The 18774-nt window shown below is 36.6% G+C and carries 17 protein-coding genes; 1 reads left to right on the top strand and 16 read right to left on the bottom strand.

What is annotated here, in order from left to right; genetic code table 11:
* The first annotated feature begins 160 nt into the window (after positions 1–160).
* Positions 161–2029, top strand: coding sequence for a DUF4209 domain-containing protein (locus tag PBT90_RS06125; RefSeq protein ID WP_270132093.1), 1869 nt, complete (start codon positions 161–163; stop codon positions 2027–2029).
* 2 nt (positions 2030–2031) lie between these two features.
* On the opposite strand, the gene PBT90_RS06120 is transcribed toward PBT90_RS06125, so the two are convergent.
* From PBT90_RS06120 to PBT90_RS06045, 16 genes are all read right to left on the bottom strand, one after another.
* Positions 2032–2880, bottom strand: a complete 849-nt coding sequence (locus tag PBT90_RS06120) for a DUF5677 domain-containing protein (protein WP_270132091.1) — start codon at positions 2878–2880, stop codon at positions 2032–2034.
* A 567-nt stretch (positions 2881–3447) separates the two neighbouring features.
* The gene (locus tag PBT90_RS06115) at positions 3448–4350 is read right to left on the bottom strand and encodes an IS3 family transposase (protein ID WP_264811456.1); all 903 of its coding nucleotides are present in this window, start codon (positions 4348–4350) and stop codon (positions 3448–3450) included.
* Complete coding sequence (locus PBT90_RS06110) at positions 4275–4796, bottom strand: transposase (protein WP_264807667.1); 522 nt, start codon at positions 4794–4796, stop codon at positions 4275–4277. The genes PBT90_RS06115 and PBT90_RS06110 overlap by 76 nt, the downstream gene beginning before the upstream one ends.
* An 850-nt stretch (positions 4797–5646) precedes the next feature.
* Positions 5647–7347, bottom strand: coding sequence for a DUF2326 domain-containing protein (locus tag PBT90_RS06105; protein ID WP_270132089.1), 1701 nt, complete (start codon positions 7345–7347; stop codon positions 5647–5649).
* On the bottom strand, positions 7338–7568 hold the full coding sequence (locus PBT90_RS06100; protein ID WP_270132087.1) for an ABC-three component system middle component 6: 231 nt from the start codon (positions 7566–7568) through the stop codon (positions 7338–7340). Before PBT90_RS06100 ends, PBT90_RS06105 begins: the two co-directional genes overlap by 10 nt.
* Positions 7565–8380 carry an ABC-three component system protein gene (locus tag PBT90_RS06095; protein ID WP_270132085.1) on the bottom strand — a complete coding sequence of 272 codons (816 nt, stop codon included), beginning with the start codon at positions 8378–8380 and terminating at the stop codon, positions 7565–7567. The genes PBT90_RS06100 and PBT90_RS06095 overlap by 4 nt, the downstream gene beginning before the upstream one ends.
* A gap of 383 nt (positions 8381–8763) precedes the next feature.
* A complete protein-coding gene (locus PBT90_RS06090; RefSeq protein ID WP_264811456.1) occupies positions 8764–9666 on the bottom strand; it encodes an IS3 family transposase in 903 nt (300 codons plus the stop codon).
* Positions 9591–10112, bottom strand: coding sequence for a transposase (locus tag PBT90_RS06085; RefSeq protein ID WP_264807667.1), 522 nt, complete (start codon positions 10110–10112; stop codon positions 9591–9593). The genes PBT90_RS06090 and PBT90_RS06085 overlap by 76 nt, the downstream gene beginning before the upstream one ends.
* A 538-nt stretch (positions 10113–10650) precedes the next feature.
* Entirely contained in the window at positions 10651–10842 is a 192-nt protein-coding gene (locus tag PBT90_RS06080; RefSeq protein ID WP_264809492.1) for a hypothetical protein, read from the bottom strand.
* Positions 10832–11407, bottom strand: a complete 576-nt coding sequence (locus PBT90_RS06075; protein ID WP_270132082.1) for a zeta toxin family protein — start codon at positions 11405–11407, stop codon at positions 10832–10834. Before PBT90_RS06075 ends, PBT90_RS06080 begins: the two co-directional genes overlap by 11 nt.
* A gap of 643 nt (positions 11408–12050) precedes the next feature.
* Positions 12051–12476 carry a hypothetical protein gene (locus tag PBT90_RS06070; RefSeq protein ID WP_270132079.1) on the bottom strand — a complete coding sequence of 142 codons (426 nt, stop codon included), beginning with the start codon at positions 12474–12476 and terminating at the stop codon, positions 12051–12053.
* Positions 12477–12671: 195 nt separating this feature from the next.
* The gene (locus PBT90_RS06065) at positions 12672–13706 is read right to left on the bottom strand and encodes an HNH endonuclease signature motif containing protein (protein ID WP_270132076.1); all 1035 of its coding nucleotides are present in this window, start codon (positions 13704–13706) and stop codon (positions 12672–12674) included.
* 777 nt (positions 13707–14483) lie between these two features.
* On the bottom strand, positions 14484–15389 hold the full coding sequence (locus PBT90_RS06060; RefSeq protein WP_270132074.1) for a putative phage abortive infection protein: 906 nt from the start codon (positions 15387–15389) through the stop codon (positions 14484–14486).
* A gap of 783 nt (positions 15390–16172) precedes the next feature.
* Positions 16173–16307, bottom strand: a complete 135-nt coding sequence (locus PBT90_RS06055; protein WP_270132072.1) for a hypothetical protein — start codon at positions 16305–16307, stop codon at positions 16173–16175.
* 167 nt (positions 16308–16474) lie between these two features.
* On the bottom strand, positions 16475–17098 hold the full coding sequence (locus tag PBT90_RS06050) for an RloB family protein (RefSeq protein WP_270132069.1): 624 nt from the start codon (positions 17096–17098) through the stop codon (positions 16475–16477).
* Positions 17088–18395 carry an AAA family ATPase gene (locus PBT90_RS06045; protein WP_270132067.1) on the bottom strand — a complete coding sequence of 436 codons (1308 nt, stop codon included), beginning with the start codon at positions 18393–18395 and terminating at the stop codon, positions 17088–17090. The genes PBT90_RS06050 and PBT90_RS06045 overlap by 11 nt, the downstream gene beginning before the upstream one ends.
* Positions 18396–18774: the final 379 nt, after the last annotated feature.

The following is an 18774-nucleotide window of genomic DNA, read 5'->3' as shown; positions in this document are numbered from 1 at the left end:
ATAGACATTTATTTGCTAAAAAATATAAAAAGAGGGTAAATACCCTCTATAGTTCAATCAAGCGTTAAAGCTCTCTAATTATATTTCTACCTATGACAATCTGTGTCATAGGTATTGTGATTTACTAAAACAAACTCGACCTTGTTTAAAATCCATAGAAATGAAGGCAAGCGAAATCAACCTAGAGCAATTTAATTCAATAAAGGAGTTTTATGATTTTATTGACATCCATACTTTAATGCTTGAAAAGAAAAGAGACTTGGCGAATTTATGGGTCAGGTATCGAAATTTTGCCACCACAGAAGAAGAGCGAGAAAAGGCTCAATTTGAAATAGACTATCTGCTCCATTATCTCCTTGATGGCAGATTTTTTCCTCTAGTCCATGGAAAAACGGGAAAAGCTGAAAAGACATGCACCTATCCAGATTTAAGTGAAGGAGGCAAAAAAGAATTTGATCATCTCCTTTACAGAGCAAACAGCTCTAAGAACCCCTTATTAAAAGCAAAGTTCTATCACATTCTATGGCAATGCCCTTCTGGACTAAAAAACCGACAATATGCTGAATCTGCAGCTATTAACTATGTAGAGTCGATAGATCTTTTAATAAATCAACTAAGTATTAAAACTAGCGGTGATTTGCTTAGTATAATGCAACAGGATTTCGAAAACCTAACAGCTTTATGTAAGGAATTAAAGCTAACTGAAATAGATTTAAACGGGATTTTAAAAAGGCTTTTGGACGAAAATTTTCCATTTTACGTAAAAGAGCATTTAGCGTCATTGGTTTTAAAATATCCTACTCTATTTTCTAAAGAAAGTCTCACACTTTGCTATAGTGTGTATGAGGATCATTTTTGGAAAGATGAAAATAGAAATGACCCATTTTTGATAATTCACAATTATGCTCCGAACGCCATCAAATTCGCTCAAAGATTAAAAAAGGATCATAAGAAGTGGCATAGACTTATTGGAAAACTTCATCTGGATGATGTCAAAAAAGAAACAGATAGAAACAGAGACTGGCTTAGCTTGAATAAATTGCTTGATGCACAAAACAATCTCAAAAAGAGTGGAAACCAAGTCCTATTGAAAGAGGCCGAGGAGCTTTATGAAAAAATCAGACCTACAGTTAAATTAGGATCAACGTCGTTTAGCATCACCAGAGAAAGCCATCAACATCTATTTGAGTACAGAGATTCTAGAATAGACCTAGCAAAGAAACTAATCAAAGAAGTTACTTCTGATTCTATTTACGCCAGGCTGATATTAGGTATTGATTTCCCTAAAGCCGCAGCATTTAAAAATGGAGCAAACGATATTGTTCCTGACTTTTTTAGAGGAGTTCAAACTGTATTTTTTGACATTAACGGAAATGCCACTAAAGGAAGTGATGACTTAGACGACAAGGTAGTGCTTATGGATTCTTATCAGATGGAGTTAGATTTCCAGACTATTCCTTTTTTGTATGAGCTTTTCACTAAGGGAATTGAGTCTGGAAAATTGAACTCTAAAAATCTAATCGAACATCTAGCTTATAAAACATGGATAGGGAACCCATATTTCATTCAAGATCAACAAAAGCGGGATCGAATTAAAAGCTGGATATCACTTTTGGCACCTGGAATTCATGAACTGTTTTCACAGATTCGAGCCTCTCAAGCAAGCCATACTTACCAACCAAGTTTCGTGTTAGCCATAGACAGTCTGGTTCTTAAAATTGAGGGCCTACTTCGTTTCTTCTTATATCAGTCGGGGCTTAAAACTACAGTAGCAAAAAGCAAAAAGATAGAATCAATGACCTTAAATCAGCTTGTAGAATCAGATGGCTTTAAGCAATATTTTGATGAAGATGATCAGCTGTTTTTTGAATATCTATTTGGAGGTGAAAGAGGATTGGATATTCGGAACAATGTGGCTCATTGCTTCTATGATGATGAAAACTACCATATAATGACCGGAATACTAATAATCTGTTCTTTGCTAAGGATATCTAAGTATAATTTCAGATGGGAGAAAAAGAAGAACTAACACTAAGTCAAATCCTTAACATCCAACAAAATCCTGTTAAGTCTCTGGTATAAATGTTTTATATCTTCTTCATCATCCACTAAATCTTTGCTTATTTCAATCAAGTTTTTTGCTTGAGGCTCTACCAATTCCTTAATTGCAATTTTAAAATCTTTATCAAGCTCTTTGTTAAACATTGAATATTCAACTAAAATAAATAAGCTTATAAAGATTGAATTAAACGCTGCTTGAAGCACTTTAGAACCATCAAACATTGTATATGACATTTGATCTTTGGATCGATAATTTCCAGATGAAATAAAATTTATATGAACATGTTCAGAAAGATGGCGATAAAGCTTATCAAAAATAAAGGAATCTTCTTTAATACGATTTCCCAAAGCCAATTGTCGAACAGATATTCCATAATTGAATATTTCTTTTGTAACAGGGTCTAAAACTTTATCTCTTTGAGGCTTTCCCCTTCCACTTAATGGGTGTGTATAATCTCCTGAAACTAATCCCAACTTGAAATCCAAAAACTGATTTAAAGAATCTGGTACGTTTCTTACATATGCCATGTGCAAATATGCTTCATAGGCTGTTCTTAAAACTGTCTGGGAATCTTCTTGAAGAAAATTTACCACTAGGCATTCAACTGCATGGAGTGATTTGCAAGCCTTTACTAAACAAAAATGGTAAAAGTCACTTTGCTTATTTTCAAATGTTTTTCTATTGAATTTTAAAACTTTAACCTCTCCGTATTGATCACAAATATCAAGAATCAATTGATTGTTTTGCCTTAAAAGTGTTGAGAGATACTCTAATTGAAATTCTGCACTCAGAAAATGAAAGTCATGTTTAGAAGCCATGTTATTTTTACTAGTAGATTTTTTTTTAATCTACTAATTATTGTGATACCATCATTCAAGAAACTGTGTAGGATTTGTAATTCCACCCTATTATTCTTGTCAATTTGTAATTGGTTTTCTTACCTCACCCCATCCCTCTCCTGAAGAGAGAGGGCGCATGGCTCTGCTATCATTTTACTATCAGATCAGAATAAAGTGGGTTCCAGATTTAAGCCCGGATGGGTGTGTTCTACCTCATCCCTCCTTCTTCCCGATATCGCCGTACTCAACGGGACAGGCTCTCCTTAAAGAGGAGGCGCTTGGCTCTGCTATCATTTTACTATCAGATTCAGAATTAAGTGGGTTCCGGATTTAAGCCCGGATGGGTGCTAAAAGTTGGCTGTTCTACCTCACCCCTTCCTCTCCTCAAAGAGAGGGAGATCGATCCTGCTCCAGATGGAAATTAAGGATAAGAAGTAGGTTGGTCGTTTTCAAAAACTAAAGACTACCTGCAAGAAAAGGGATTTTAAATACAAAAAAAATACCCTATACTAGACTAGCCCCAGATTTTTGGACATTTTTTTCTTGTTATGTTGAATTTAGTGAATGGATTCGATAACTCACTGGACTCATTCCATTCAGGTTTAATCGGATTCTTTTGTGATTATAATAATGGATGTATTCTTTGATTTCTTTTTTCAGCTCATTGATTGAATTGTACTTTTTTAGATAGAACAATTCACATTTAAGGGTTCCAAAGAAATTTTCTATTATCGCATTGTCCAAGCAATTTCCTTTTCGGGACATACTTGGGACAATGTTCTTTTTGTGTAATGTATCCTGATACAATTTCATTTGGTAGTGCCATCCTTGGTCTGATTGCATAATTACCGGTTTTTCCTTCGCAATAGGGCGTTCCACTTGCTCTAACATATCAATTACAGGCTTTAATTTGGCATTTTCTGACATGGTATAACTGATGATCTCTCCATTGAACATATCAATGATCGGAGACAAGTAGAGTTTCTTGTCAGTGACTTTAAACTCCGTAATATCGGTAGCCCATTTTTCATTTGGCATAGAAGCTTTAAAGTTGCGTTCTAAAAGATTTGGAGCGACTTTACCCATTTCCCCCTTATAGGATTTGTATTTTTTTGTCCGAATCAAACTCTGGATTCCCAATTCCTGCATCAATCTCAAAACTGTTTTATGGTTGAGAATCATGCCTTCGTTTCTAAGTTGAAATTTGATGCGCCTGTAGCCCATTCGCCCTTTATGTTCCTTATAGATCCTGGAAATAGCCTTTTTGGCTTCCAGATATTTATCCGGCTTTCTGGATTGTTTTATGTGATAATAAAAGGTACTTCTGGCCATCCCAGCATGCACTAACAGATCTGATAATGCATGAGACTGCCTTAATTCCTGGATGACTTCCGCTTTTCTTCTTTCTCTTTGTCGGCTTGAATTAAGGCATGGAGCTTTTTTAAATATGCATTTTCAGCTCTCAGGGAAGCTAATTCCTTCAGGAGCTCTTCTTCCTTGGTTTTGGGCTTTTTGATTCTTTTGGCCATGGGAAATTTTGGTTCACTTTGTTTCCTTGCTAAACCTTCAGAGCCTTTTTCATCATAAAGAGCTATCCATTTGACCAAGGAACCAGGACTTCGAATATTAAACTGAATACAGGTCTCCAATAAAGATAACGACTTCTTTCGCATGGTCTCAATAGCCTTGACCTTGAATGCAGGAGGATATTCTCTATTTGAAATAGGCATAAGGCCCATAATTCCGTGTTTTTGATACAAGAGAACCCATTTACGAATAAGAGATTTATCAACTCCTAAATCCTGACCTACTTTAAATACTGATCGCTTATCGTGGATCACTTGATCAACTGCCTCTTTCCTAAAGAGGACAGAATACTTCTTTTTACCTTTCATAAAATTGCCTTCAAATAGTGTCTAACTTTTTGGGGCTATTTCAATACAGGGTATTTTTTGGGGAAATGGGAGGAAAAGTGAAGGAATTGTGGTGTTTTTAGGTCTGTCCGCGGAATTATCTGCAGCACTCTGTGCCAATTTACAAACGAAAACAGAACGTGAGTCACAGTATCCTGGTTCGGAGGTTCAAGGTGGGCGATAGGTTTGGCTTCCCTTTCCTATCTGGGAAGTAGTGTCATTTGTTTTATCTGGCTCAGTGATTTAGGTTTTTCAGCTAGGTAATTAATAGTTAGCTGTTATCGAAAATGTCTACTATGAAAAACAAAACGATCGATCAGAGGGGTCAATCCCGATACTCGGGACAGGTAATGCTCCGGATTATCACCGAAAATCTATCTTAGAGGAGTCAACATGTGCCAGAATGTCAGTCGAATCCAGCCTGTAAAGGCACTTTCACTACTCAATAACATTCCAGATTAGAGGGGTCAGCATGCTCCGGAATATCCAATATCCATGGAGTTTATGGAATTTGGGGCGGATGGTGGCGAATCAGTTCCATAAATATTCTCGTGCAGGAATCGATGTTTTCATTTTTCTAAACCGATCACCACATAAGTGTTTCAATAAAATTGGCGTAAGGTGGTTTGATAGCTGCTCTCCCGAAGTTTCGGGACCACCCAAGAGCGCATCTATCGATTTCTCAATAGTCCTACATCCATTTCAGAGCATTCGGCCTACTTTTAAGGTTAGTTCAAATCACACACGGTGTTAAATTAAATGAATGAATTGTAGTTTTGATCTGAATGCATGCCTTGTGTGGCTATGATTTCATACATCAACTTGTGTACCGTTATATCTTAAATAGCTTATCTGATTGTGATAACGAAAGAATCTTGTATTGGTCTATATCAATATCAGCTGGTAATTTATCTTGAAGTACAGGCAAAATGTACTGACAATTGATTCCACTTATTATTTCGGTTAACAGGCTCGTTATTTGATTATCATGAACATTTTCGATCTGATCATGCATGATAAAATGTAAGTGGTCTATTTCCATTTCCTGAGCAAAAAGAATATATGCTAAATCAAATGCTGCAATTTGTCCCTTCTTCTTACCTGTGCCAAGATTGCCACTTATTGATGATATATTAAGTTCATATCCCCTGTCATTTTTATCAGGGCTTAAAATAAACTGTTCATTATAAAGCCTAGAAGAGATTGCTGAGAAATATTTATTGAAAACAGTAATCCGTTCTTTGATTAGATCATCTTTAGAATCTATACCCTTATTAATAGAATCAAGTTCATCTGAAAGCTCTCTCTGAGTGAAAATTGTAGTGTCCCACATTCTTTTCTGTTCCTCCAGATTCCCTCTTTGTTCATAGGAGAGATTTAGTTCTTCAATTATTTTTTGAAGTTCGTCTAGGGCACCAGCTTTTTTAAGCTTAACTGTATATGATTTTTCAATTTCTCTAAATGTATATAAAAGTCGCTTTAATTCTTTAATATCTTCGTCAAGCGCTGGAAGTTCTTTAAGTATAAAATCTAGCTTTTGCTGAATCATTTGATTGTGAAAAGTAAGAGTATCCTCAAATGACTTTTGCAGATTAGGAATTAGAGCTTTAGCTTCATTGTAGAGCAATTTAATTTGATCGGTATTTACCTCAACAATTTCATTTTCTAGTTCAGACTTACTTTCCAAAATTAGCTCCCTTCGTAATTGAAGTTGACTTATGTGTGTAGAGAGTTTGTTTATTTCCCTTTTTGAAAAGTTAAGCTCATTAAGGTCATTTTCATAGTTTTCATTAAGATTGAAGCTTTTCCTCTTCTCTTCAAGTTCTGATATATTTCTATTGATAATTATTAGTGCCTGTTCAATTCGGGAATAATTACTTTCTTTTCTTAATCGTTTTTGAAGATTTTCTTCAATCTTTATCTGTGATAAGATTTTTTGCTTTCTAGCAGAATTGTCTGCAGGGATTCCCAACCAAAACAGATACAATGCTTCATATTCTTCCATTGTAGTAGTTGGATGAAGCACTTTTACTGTATTTTGTAATCTATTTTTTTCGTCTCTAATATTTTTAGATATTATTTGGCGGAAAGTTGGCTTTGAACTTGATGAGTTAAATATGAGCTCCTTTAACTTTTTGGGGAATTCATCATTATTGTACTCGTCACCATTAATCTCCTGAATCTTTTGCTTTCTTGGTAGAAAATTTCTTCTAATCGTAATCTCTTTTGACAGTGTAATTTCCAAATCCTCCTTAAGAATTAGGGTAATTATAATATTGTTGTTCTTTAGAAAACCCTCTACTATTTGATTATTAGACTTATCTTTAAATTCTGGATCCTTGTATATATTTTCCCCTTTTCCAGCCAAGCAAAAATCAATAAGTCGAAGGACAGTAGTTTTCCCGACGTTATTTCCAGACTCTTTCCTGTCCGAAGTGTTGGTTTCATCAACAATCAAATTAATCCCTGGATGAAAGGGGATTTCTCTAATTAATGAATCGCCATTTTCTATTTTAAGTGCTTTTAAAAACATCTTTTCAACTGTCCTTCGTTATTGTCAATTACACCAAGTAGATAAAGCCAATCCAATGCTAGTGAAAATAAGTTAAATGATACTTTTTCACATTTATTTAAATCACTATAGACTTCAAAAAAGTCAATGGAATCGCTATCATAGCCTTTTAACACTTGAATGATTTTGGCTCCAATATGATACACATTATTTTGAGGGCTAATATCTTTTCCAATGATCATTTTGTATCTGGTTTCTCAAGTATTTTACATCTCATAAAAGCATCAACCATTATTATAGGTACAGCGAAAGCAATATCATCTTTTTCTGAACTGCTGACATCAATATTTTCCAAAATACTATTTTCAATGTCTTCAATAATATTATCAGCATTTTTCTGAATACTCTTCAATTTATCCTCACCATCTAGAACGTATTTGCCTTTTGCTCTAATATATAGCTGTTTTATATTTCTTAGAAGTTTTTCCTTCTTGAAGGAACCTTGCTTTTCTAATTCGCTATAGAGTATATTGACTTTTGTGTAATATTTCCCATATTCCTCAATTAAAGACTTGTTCCTTTTAACGGAATTATACGAGATTTTATCAGAAATACTGTATTGCGTTAAGCTATCTAATTCCTCATCTGATTCTTGAATATCAAGCTCAGCAATGCCATTTATTGCTTGATTAATTAGTCTAGGCTTACGAATTAGAATGCTTTGCTGTGAAGTTGTTTCATGTGTCTTTTTCCATGACTGCAATAATTCAACTGGATACTTTCCTTCATTTTCAAGGTTGTCAATTATGCTGTGGCATTCATCACATAAGAGAATTAAGTTGTTAAAATGTCTTCTATCCTCATCATCCATTTTTGGATTAAACCTAGGGCCTTTTTCACTTGCTGCTTCAATATGACAGATTTTACTAACAATAGTTTCACCATCCCTAGCAATGAGCTTTCTATCACAATCTGGATCAGCACATTCGTTCCTAGATAGAGTATCTAACCGCCTTACCGTAGATGGTTTATATTGTCTTGCTTTTTCCCCCATATTTTATCCAACAAAGTTAGCTTTTCTTTTGGTTTTCCCCACTCGATGTAGTCAAATCGCTCGTGTTGACTGGGTAGAATTTGCCTGCCCTACAAGCTGGCCTTTCGCTATATTAGCCCACCGGACTAATCCTCAACGCTCAGTCCTCCTACAAGCTGGCCCAAGGCCACCCTCCCTGCATGCTGGCTTCCCGATATCGCGCTGCTCATCGGGACAGGCACTCTAGGAGAAGGCGCTTGGCTCTGCTCCAGATGGGGGACAAGAGTAAGAAGTAGGTTGGTTGTTTTCAAAAACTAAAAGGCTTATGCAAGAAAAGGAATTTTAAATGCAAAAAAAATACCCTGTACTAGACTAGCCCCAGATTTTTGGACATTTTTTTCTTGTTATGTTGAATTTAGTGAATGGATTCGATAACTCACTGGACTCATTCCATTCAGGTTTAATCGGATTCTTTTGTGATTATAATAATGGATGTATTCTTTGATTTCTTTTTTCAGCTCATTGATTGAATTGTACTTTTTTAGATAGAACAATTCACATTTAAGGGTTCCAAAGAAATTTTCTATTATCGCATTGTCCAAGCAATTTCCTTTTCGGGACATACTTGGGACAATGTTCTTTTTGTGTAATGTATCCTGATACAATTTCATTTGGTAGTGCCATCCTTGGTCTGATTGCATAATTACCGGTTTTTCCTTCGCAATAGGGCGTTCCACTTGCTCTAACATATCAATTACAGGCTTTAATTTGGCATTTTCTGACATGGTATAACTGATGATCTCTCCATTGAACATATCAATGATCGGAGACAAGTAGAGTTTCTTGTCAGTGACTTTAAACTCCGTAATATCGGTAGCCCATTTTTCATTTGGCATAGAAGCTTTAAAGTTGCGTTCTAAAAGATTTGGAGCGACTTTACCCATTTCCCCCTTATAGGATTTGTATTTTTTTGTCCGAATCAAACTCTGGATTCCCAATTCCTGCATCAATCTCAAAACTGTTTTATGGTTGAGAATCATGCCTTCGTTTCTAAGTTGAAATTTGATGCGCCTGTAGCCCATTCGCCCTTTATGTTCCTTATAGATCCTGGAAATAGCCTTTTTGGCTTCCAGATATTTATCCGGCTTTCTGGATTGTTTTATGTGATAATAAAAGGTACTTCTGGCCATCCCAGCATGCACTAACAGATCTGATAATGCATGAGACTGCCTTAATTCCTGGATGACTTCCGCTTTTCTTCTTTCTCTTTGTCGGCTTGAATTAAGGCATGGAGCTTTTTTAAATATGCATTTTCAGCTCTCAGGGAAGCTAATTCCTTCAGGAGCTCTTCTTCCTTGGTTTTGGGCTTTTTGATTCTTTTGGCCATGGGAAATTTTGGTTCACTTTGTTTCCTTGCTAAACCTTCAGAGCCTTTTTCATCATAAAGAGCTATCCATTTGACCAAGGAACCAGGACTTCGAATATTAAACTGAATACAGGTCTCCAATAAAGATAACGACTTCTTTCGCATGGTCTCAATAGCCTTGACCTTGAATGCAGGAGGATATTCTCTATTTGAAATAGGCATAAGGCCCATAATTCCGTGTTTTTGATACAAGAGAACCCATTTACGAATAAGAGATTTATCAACTCCTAAATCCTGACCTACTTTAAATACTGATCGCTTATCGTGGATCACTTGATCAACTGCCTCTTTCCTAAAGAGGACAGAATACTTCTTTTTACCTTTCATAAAATTGCCTTCAAATAGTGTCTAACTTTTTGGGGCTATTTCAGTACAGGGTATTTTTCAAGGAAATGTGAAGGAATTGCAGTGTTTTTTGGTCTGTTCACAGAACTATCTGCAGCACTCTGTGCCAATTTACAAACGAAAACAGAACGTGAGTCACAGTATCCTGGTTCGGAGGTTCAAGGTGGGCGATAGGTTTGGCTTCCCTTTCCTATCTGGGAAGTAGTGTCATTTGTTTTATCTGGCTCAGTGATTCAGTTTTTCCAGTCATAGGATTATAGCTAAAAAACCAAAACCATCGATCAGATGCGCTATTCCGATTCTCAGGAAAGGCTATGCCTCGGAAGCTGAACCGGGAACTCATCTTGTTTTGACAAATAATCCATTGTCAAATTAGTTAGCAATAATTTCATTGCCAAATCATCAACCCAGTAAAAAAAATAAAACGGGGCGCTTGACCAAGAACCCTTTAAACCCCTCATTATAAAGCTCTTAAACCTGTATGATACAAAAGAATAATAATGCCTAATTGTGTTGCTTTTCAGCCTGCACTTCGTTTATAGAGTGTTGTAGGCAATATTTCATGCGGGTCAACTGCCTCAATTTTACCGTTTCTTACCACAATCATTGGACTTTTCTTCTGCTTCTTATATTCGACAAGCTTTTTATAGGTCTCTTCAAGTCCTTTGACTATTCTGTCCCGTTCTTCTTTTAACTGCTCTTTAGTTCCCATAATATTTTTCTTTTAGTTCCTTCCACTGTTGCGTATTATTTACAGTAATTTCATCCATTGTGCCTTCTGCAATAATTTCATACGTGTCTCCGGAATTATTTACAAACAGCCAATTGTCCGCCCTTGGAAGAAATAGATTGAAGAAATTTCTAAGACCATTCTCATACCTCCTCCTAATTACATCTTCGGGAATGTTATGCCCACCTTCCTGCACCCTGGTTGCCACTCTTGAAATCGCTAATTCTACAGAATGAAGCCAGAAAAACAAGCAAGTCACCTGATAATTCTCCTCCTTTGCTTTTTCAATGAATTTGACATAACTCTTTGTAGATAGTGTTGTTTCAAATGCAAAATTTACACCGGAATCAAGCAGTGATTTAATTCTTTTCAACATCAATCTACCTGCTTCAATGCCTGCTTTTTCGGGACGGAATGGAGACAATCCCTTCGCAATCTCGTCTGCATTCACAAACTCCTTGCAATCAAGGATTTCAGGCAAAATTGTATAGGAAGCAGTAGTTTTACCCGCTCCGTTACACCCTGAAATTATGTACAACTTTTTCATTTATGCAAATATACCGGATACTTTGGTTGATACGGCCTCCAATTCAATTCGTTTTCGTTACAGTTCCCTCTGGCCGTAGTCAATACCTCGTGTTGACTGGGCGGGATTTGTAATTCCTCCCCCTAAATATCAACAATTTGTTATTGGGAGCCGGATTTAAGGCCGGATTAGTGATAAAAGTTGGTGTAGTCTACCTACCTCACCCCAGTCCTCTCCTTTAGGAGAGAGAGCATGGCTCTGCTCCAGATGGGCGTGAAGGGTAAGAAGTAGGTTGGTCGTTTTCAAAAACTAAAAGGCTGTACGCAAGAAAAGGAATAAAATGATACCATCCCAGCGCACAGCCTGGCTCCTCCGCTAAATCTCTTCACCGAAGAGATTTTTAACGCTCGCCCCTCCTATACAGGTTATGTTTCATGAAAATGGAAGGAAATATGAAGGGATTGCGGTGTTTATTTCTCGATCAGCAGAACTATATGCCCCTGCTAATGGGCAAACCTTCATAACACAAACTGGAATTGAAGTCAATAGCTCTGGTAAAAAGGAGTTTTAACACATGTAGAGAATTTCAATATTTAAAAACTCCCCAGTACTTTCATTGTTCTTGCGTTTCCAGTAAATAGAAGCTATTTTCTAACTTAAGGCATTAATACTCTGAAGCTTCATTAAGTATATCTAAGTGGAACTTGCCATAAATTTTATTAGTTCGAACTTCAGCTTCTGGAATTAAAAATTTATCTCTAGTGATATAGCTGTTAGTTAAACTAATAGATGTGGAAGATTTATCATAAAGATCTTTATTTATTTCAAGATTGTCGTATCTAGAACTATGTGTGATAAGTTTTGCAATATAAAACTTGTTCCCAGGTGCCGTATAACTGTCTACCAAGCCGAGTATAACTACATAATGATACTTAAGAAATTCATTTGTCAGAATATATAGGTCAAGTTTTGTAGTGTTTCCAGTTTCTTCAAAGGTCTCGCCACTAAACGGCCCAGCTACTTTCACAATTACATCTGGATTTCTTGTGACGTGTCTAATTTCGCCATTCTGTATTGTCGTGGGTGCCATAGTAAATTCAAGTGTTGTGATTGTGGTTTAAGGGTTGCAGCTTTTCTCTAACGTCAGTTCGTCTAAAAGCTTTCGATAAATTTCAGGATTAAAGGCTTCAATCTTTATTTTGTATTCAAGCATCTTTTGGTCTTCTAAAAGTTCCATCATAGCCAATAAATTGTTTATCTAGGATCCACTACTCTTTAGCCATTTTTAATAATATTTTGGGAAATAATCTTCATCTATTCCTTTACCTCGAAAATAATTTCTACTCTCTCGGATTTCCATAAACTGTCTTAGCCCTGGGTATAGGGACTCTCTTTCATCAGGTTTATATTCGTTTCTAATTGTTTTCCATGACATATCCATAAACGGGCCAATTTCAATTAACAAAATACCTTCTTCAATTCGGTATGTTGGAAAGAAATACAACCTAACCATATCAAATAGATAGTTTGCAGCTCTTGTCATCTCCAACGCTAAATCTTCCACAAGCAAGCAATGGTATTCGAACTTTCTTAAAAGACTATGGTATCTTTCTTCATCATATTCCCTGATTCTATAAAATTTTTCTGTCCAAATCATTTGTTCGTCCTTTTCCTCCACAGTTAATTCATCATCAGATACCGTTTGAAATTGAGCATGCTTTTCAAAAACGGTTAAAAAATCATTTGAAACATTTTTAAAGTTATGGAATGCTTTTTCTAAATCAGGATACCTTCCTGGCCAAACCCTTGATAAAGTAAATTCTATAAGCTCTCGTAGCTTTCGTATGTTACGATGATATATATGCGGTTGTCCGCCACCAAACACGAACGAGCTCCAACCCTTCCAATTATCTACCTCTGCAAGCTCTATGAATTTATCAATGTAGCCTGCGTATATTATATCTACTCGTTCCTTTGCTTTGTCAATTCTAAGGTTTTCTTTGACCCAATTCTCGTGTTCTATTTTATACTGGTGCAGGAGCTGAACCGTATATTTCCTTTCTTGATCGTCAATTAGTTTATGATGAATGCTGCACAATAGAATAAGGTTATCATACCTATCTCTTTCTTCAATCGGAAGTTCAGATTTCCCTCTGGGGCCATCATTTTTCCTACCTATGATATGAGCTTCTTCTCCAATTACCGAAGGGTCATCAGTTTCACTTTCATCCACCACCAAATCTTTCTTACATTCTGGAAAAGCACATTTGCTCCCTGACTTGGCCCACAGAATTTTATGTGTTTTTAATGATATTCCCATCTTTTATTTTAATTGTGGCTAATCGGGTCAAGTAAGGGAATCGCACCATTGCTCCTCTGGAAGATTTCTTGACATCCTGTCCTACCCCCGCTCGGTGTAGTCATATAGCTCCTCGCACTGGGTTGAATTTGTAATTCCACCCGAATATTCTTGACAATTTGCAATAGGCTTTCCTACCTCCTCCCATCCTCCCTACTTAAAAAGGAGGCGCTTGGCTCTGCTCCAGATGGAATAAAGGGTAAGAAGTGGGTTGGTTGTTCTCAATAATTAAAAGGCTGTACGCAAGAAAAGGAATAAAATGATACCAGCACATACCCTATACAGGGTATTATTTAAGATAATGGGAGGAAAAGTGAGGAAATTGCGGTGTTTTTCGGTCTATCTTCAGAATTATCTGCGTCCCACGGCATACTTTTCAGACAAAAATAGAAAGTGAGTCATATGATCCTGTTCAAGACCTGGGCAGTAGCCTAAAGTCAGATTCTGATCACTACAATTACTTTTGTCCCGCCTAAGAAGAAAAGGCTACGAATCGATGCTTTGATGTGTTTATTTTTTTTAATGGTCACATCGAATCTCGCATTTTTGCCAGTACGACCTCCGGAAGACAATTTAGGATGCTCGATTTTTTATTTCCTCAAATCCCGTCCGACTGGGTCATCCGGGCGGGCGCAACCTACAATCCTGTGAACCACCGTACGTACGGTGGTGTGAGAGGCGCACCTCGCTAGCTTAATGGTTAGCGAAGCCGTCTACTCGATTGTGCTTAGTTTTTATTTAGAATGCTTTTTCCTTATCATATTCGTCAATGTGAGTTGAGTCGAAAATCAAACTCCAATCTAAATTTTTTAAAAACGAATATTCTTCAATCAGAGGTTTAAATTTCTCAACGCCATAAACTCCAAGTGCGTTATAAAAAAGAAGAACTAGTTCATAACTTGAAAGCTGAGCTCTTAATAAACTTGAATACCTTTTTTTATTAGTTATGAAATCAGTCTCTTTTATTAATTTTAATATGTGATACATATTTCTAAAATAATGGCCTAAATCAGCCTGATTTTGATGATAAAATTCCATATAAGCATCGAGAGTGTTCTTTATTGTAAAATCATCTTTGCATTCAGATTTAATTCTGTTGTAAAATACCTCAAAGCAATCTCTACCTTGCGAAGAAATACTATAAGAATTAGTTTTTTGACTCCATCTTCTTAAATCAATAGAATCAACTATTGAGTTATGGTTATTTATTAATTGAAAAAAAGTATTTTCAAAGCGTTGCTGTCTAAGAGTTTTGTTTTGCTCAATTAATTGCTCTTTTTGCCCTTCTAGTTCAAATCGTGTCGCTTTTATCTCGGCTTGACTATATAATATTTCAATTTGTTGATTAATTAATTGCTGCTTTTGTCCTATAAAAGCAACATAAATAAAAAATAAACCAGCTAAAGACCAAGCTGAAGCAACACTTCCAGACAAATAATCTCCCAATTCATTTAGTGTTAGTTGTCCAGATATACAAGGAAATAAATAGCAAAGTATTCCAAAACCAGCAACAACAAAACCGATTATAACAAAAGCCCAAGCCCATTTTGTGAATCTGTTTATTTTATTAGATAAGTCTTCAATTTGAGGATCAAGTTCAGCTTTCTTTAAATCAATTTCATTATATATTTCTTCTATATTCATTTTATTCTTAATGTTCTATCAAATTAAGCACAACTCATTTATTTATGCACCTTTAGTATACATATCCACCCAAAAAAGGATGGACATGTATACCTTTGGTATCATTTATTTTTAAAGGTCATCAAATGGGCTTTTTCCTTTTGGAGACTTTTCTGGCTCATGTGTGTATAAATTTCAGTTCTTTTGTTATAACCCCCACCGGGAGTAGTCAATCCAAGTTAAATCAGGGTGGGATTTGTAATTCCACCCTGATATTCTTATCAATTTGCAATTGGCTTTTCTACCTCACCCCCTTCCCTCTCCTTTAGGAGAAGGCGCTTATTTTGTACTATCATCAAGATTTCAGAATCTAAAGGTGTTTGATGGTTTCCGGATTTAAGCCCGGATAGGTGTTCTACCTCACCCCCCGCCCTCTCCTAAAGAGAGAGGGTGATCGGCTCTGCTCCAGATGGGCTAAAGAGTAAGAAGTAGGTTGGTTGTTTTCAAAAACTAAAGACTACCTGCAAGAAAAGGAATAAATTGATAGGAAAACATACCATGTACAGGGTATTTTTTGGGGAAATGGGAGAAAATGTGAAGGGATTGTGGTGTTTTTTGGTCTGTTTACAAAATTACCCACCTTATAAAGCCACTTCTTAATGAGGTGATTCATTGGGTATTTTCTCTGTGTAATTAATTGCAAAAGGGGTCGCAATTCCACCCTTTTTGCAAGTCAAAACTTGATATGTTAGCAAAAGATTAAGGTTTACTTTCTCCCCCTAAAGGCATGCTTGCTGATTATTCTTAAAAAAACATGATATCTAGTGCTTTGATCACCGCCACCTTTCTTTTCACCTCCCCCATAAAATCAGTCAAAGTGGACACATACCCTTTAGGGAGCCCATCGATGTTACCTGCTATGTAATCAGTGATTTTCATGAAGTATCCAGGTTGTAAAAAGCAGTAAAATGTCCAGTTTTTTTAAAAAAAAACTGGACATTTTATTCAGAAATCAAAAATAAAAATCACATTAAAACTTTTCTTATAAGGTGCTGATCAAAGATTAACACCGATCATTTCCCAGGCTTATGCTTATGTGGCTTAAGTCAAGACAATCCTAAAATCTCAAAAAACTTATGCATACCAGAATGTCCTCTATCCGGATTCTCAGGATCAAACTCACTGAATTTTATGGAATGCCCTATAGCAGTAGGGAGCTTCTCTTTTAACTTCAGATAGATATCATCCCCCTCTCTGGTGTAATATTTCTGTGTTTTGGCATAATCTGTCAAATGTTTTACCAGACGTTTCTCCGCTCTTGCACAATCATCGAAAGGAGCCTGAGTGAATTCAAAGTGGAGCAAGAGCCAAAATTCCATGCATGGTTGATTAATAATAACAGTGACATTCGTAACTGAATCCAAAAAGCCCTTATACTTCAAAAATTCATCGAGCGGTCTAGGCTGACCTTTTTTTGCCTCTCGTGTTTCTTTCAAGATCACATCCATATCGATCATCCATACTACCGTGTCATAGTCCTTAGCCAGACTTTGTACCTTATCATATTGATCTGACAGGGACTTTATTTGAGGGATTTCAGGTTTGATCTGAAACTTGGCATTGGGCTCATTTCTATTGAGCATGGTCAGATACCAGGCTTCAGTTTCTCCATCTACCACTACAGCTACCTTAGGTTTCCCCCTGAGAGGAATATTCCTTCTATTTCTCATCAGTCAGATCGATATAGAAGTCTCCGGTATTTGGCACACCTCCCAGCTTCCCTATTTTATAGGCATTATATACACTGCTTGTATTTCTGATTACAGAAGAATCAAAATCAGCCAGGGAATAGAGCTCAGTAGCGCTACTCTCCTTTTTATCGGTAAACCAGATCGCATCATTTCTATAAATATCCCTGTTGTCCAAAATCTCCCGGTTGTGAGTAGTGGCAATCAACTGGGAGTTCTTGGTATTCATCAGGAATGAAAGGATAAAATGATTGTACAGATCAGGATGCAAGGAAGTCTCCAGCTCGTCAATCGGGAAAATAACTGAGCCCTTGATCATCAAAGCCAAGAGTCCTGCAAACCCAAAATACCGCTGAGTTCCCTGAGATTCAGACAAAAACGGTAAGGAATACTTGGAACCATCTACTGTATGTTCAAATTCTAAATTTAGAGCAGTCACCTTCCCTCTGCTTTTCAATTCATTAAAATCCACCTGTTTGTTTTTCAACTTTTCTTTCAAAATCTCCATTAATCCATCAGGAATATCCTCCTCCTTCTCATCAATAACAATATCAGAGATATTAAAGTCAGCCCTCCGCAGGATTTTTGTGATATCGCTCTTCCCGATTTCTTTATCACTGATTTTACCCATAATATAGGTATCCAACTCGGTACTAGTCAATACCAGGGGCTTGAGTTGCTTCTCAAACCAGTCAGCCACATTCCTCAATTCATTGATCTGAATATTCGTCTTTAAGTATCCTCCCAGAACTGTATTATTCCACAGGGTATTTGATTCCAGTGTCTTTTTATACACTTTATCTACCGTTATCTTACTTCCAAACTTGATTTCTGCAAACTGGTTTTCAACATCCGTAGTACGTCGGAAAATATTGGCTTTGTTCGGATTGTAGTAAGTCAGCTCTTCGGTTAAGACTGCATTTTTATTGAATTCTACTGTATAGGCATACTTGATCTCCTTTGTTATGAATTCAATGGAAAGAACTGAGGGGTTACGCGGTGTTTCCTGGTCGAATAGAAAAGGAGAAAATTTAAGTTGCGCTGTTTTCTTTTCCTCCGGTTCCAAGACCAGATCTCTTAGAAAATCAAGCGCCCGAAGGATGGTAGTCTTCCCAGAAGCATTGGCTCCATAAATAAGACCAAGCTTCAAAACCCGGATGCCGCTTTGGGTAGTAATCACATATTGATCTTCCAAATGAGAGGAGCTATCCGCTTCAAAAGTCAGGATTTGCTTTTCTTTCACCGGGCCAAAATTCTGGACACTAAAGTTGAGTATCATCTAGGTGCTTTTAAGACTAACGCTATTTATTTACTCGTAAAAGAGTATACAAAAATACAACGAAAAATACTGAATATGGTTATTTTTACTCCAAATATGTAAACCATTTACATTTTTGGAGTAAAAATATTAGATATAATCAGCCTATAGCATCTAATTACTTTCACCTAAGTCAGGCCGGATCAACCTCCTTCTAGGTCTGATCACATCGTTAGTCGGGGCTGGTTGGGATTTGCCTTCCCGCAGTCTGGCTTCTTCACTAAAACAGTCCACCGGACTGTTTCCTCACCCTCGGTCCTACTGGACTAATCCTAAACGCTCAGTCCTAGGGTATTATTCCTAAAAATAGAAGATAAGTGAGCGGGAAGAGCACTTACCT

It is taken from the genome of Algoriphagus sp. TR-M9 (genome assembly GCF_027594545.1).
Taxonomy (GTDB): Bacteria; Bacteroidota; Bacteroidia; order Cytophagales; family Cyclobacteriaceae; genus Algoriphagus; species Algoriphagus halophytocola.
The sequence above is the reverse complement of the archived record's forward strand: the minus strand, read 5'-3'. Positions and strand labels throughout refer to the sequence as shown.

Coding starts and splice junctions, on each gene's coding strand:
- PBT90_RS06100 (WP_270132087.1), bottom strand. CDS start 7,568: ATGATCATTGGAAAAGATATTAGCCCTCAAAATAATGTGTATCATATT.
- PBT90_RS06080 (WP_264809492.1), bottom strand. CDS start 10,842: ATGGGAACTAAAGAGCAGTTAAAAGAAGAACGGGACAGAATAGTCAAA.
- PBT90_RS06095 (WP_270132085.1), bottom strand. CDS start 8,380: ATGGGGGAAAAAGCAAGACAATATAAACCATCTACGGTAAGGCGGTTA.
- PBT90_RS06050 (WP_270132069.1), bottom strand. CDS start 17,098: ATGAGAAATAGAAGGAATATTCCTCTCAGGGGGAAACCTAAGGTAGCT.
- PBT90_RS06120 (WP_270132091.1), bottom strand. CDS start 2,880: ATGGCTTCTAAACATGACTTTCATTTTCTGAGTGCAGAATTTCAATTA.
- PBT90_RS06085 (WP_264807667.1), bottom strand. CDS start 10,112: ATGAAAGGTAAAAAGAAGTATTCTGTCCTCTTTAGGAAAGAGGCAGTT.
- PBT90_RS06105 (WP_270132089.1), bottom strand. CDS start 7,347: ATGTTTTTAAAAGCACTTAAAATAGAAAATGGCGATTCATTAATTAGA.
- PBT90_RS06075 (WP_270132082.1), bottom strand. CDS start 11,407: ATGAAAAAGTTGTACATAATTTCAGGGTGTAACGGAGCGGGTAAAACT.
- PBT90_RS06110 (WP_264807667.1), bottom strand. CDS start 4,796: ATGAAAGGTAAAAAGAAGTATTCTGTCCTCTTTAGGAAAGAGGCAGTT.
- PBT90_RS06045 (WP_270132067.1), bottom strand. CDS start 18,395: ATGATACTCAACTTTAGTGTCCAGAATTTTGGCCCGGTGAAAGAAAAG.
- PBT90_RS06125 (WP_270132093.1), top strand. CDS start 161: ATGAAGGCAAGCGAAATCAACCTAGAGCAATTTAATTCAATAAAGGAG.
- PBT90_RS06060 (WP_270132074.1), bottom strand. CDS start 15,389: ATGAATATAGAAGAAATATATAATGAAATTGATTTAAAGAAAGCTGAA.
- PBT90_RS06055 (WP_270132072.1), bottom strand. CDS start 16,307: ATGAAAATCACTGATTACATAGCAGGTAACATCGATGGGCTCCCTAAA.
- PBT90_RS06070 (WP_270132079.1), bottom strand. CDS start 12,476: ATGGCACCCACGACAATACAGAATGGCGAAATTAGACACGTCACAAGA.
- PBT90_RS06065 (WP_270132076.1), bottom strand. CDS start 13,706: ATGGGAATATCATTAAAAACACATAAAATTCTGTGGGCCAAGTCAGGG.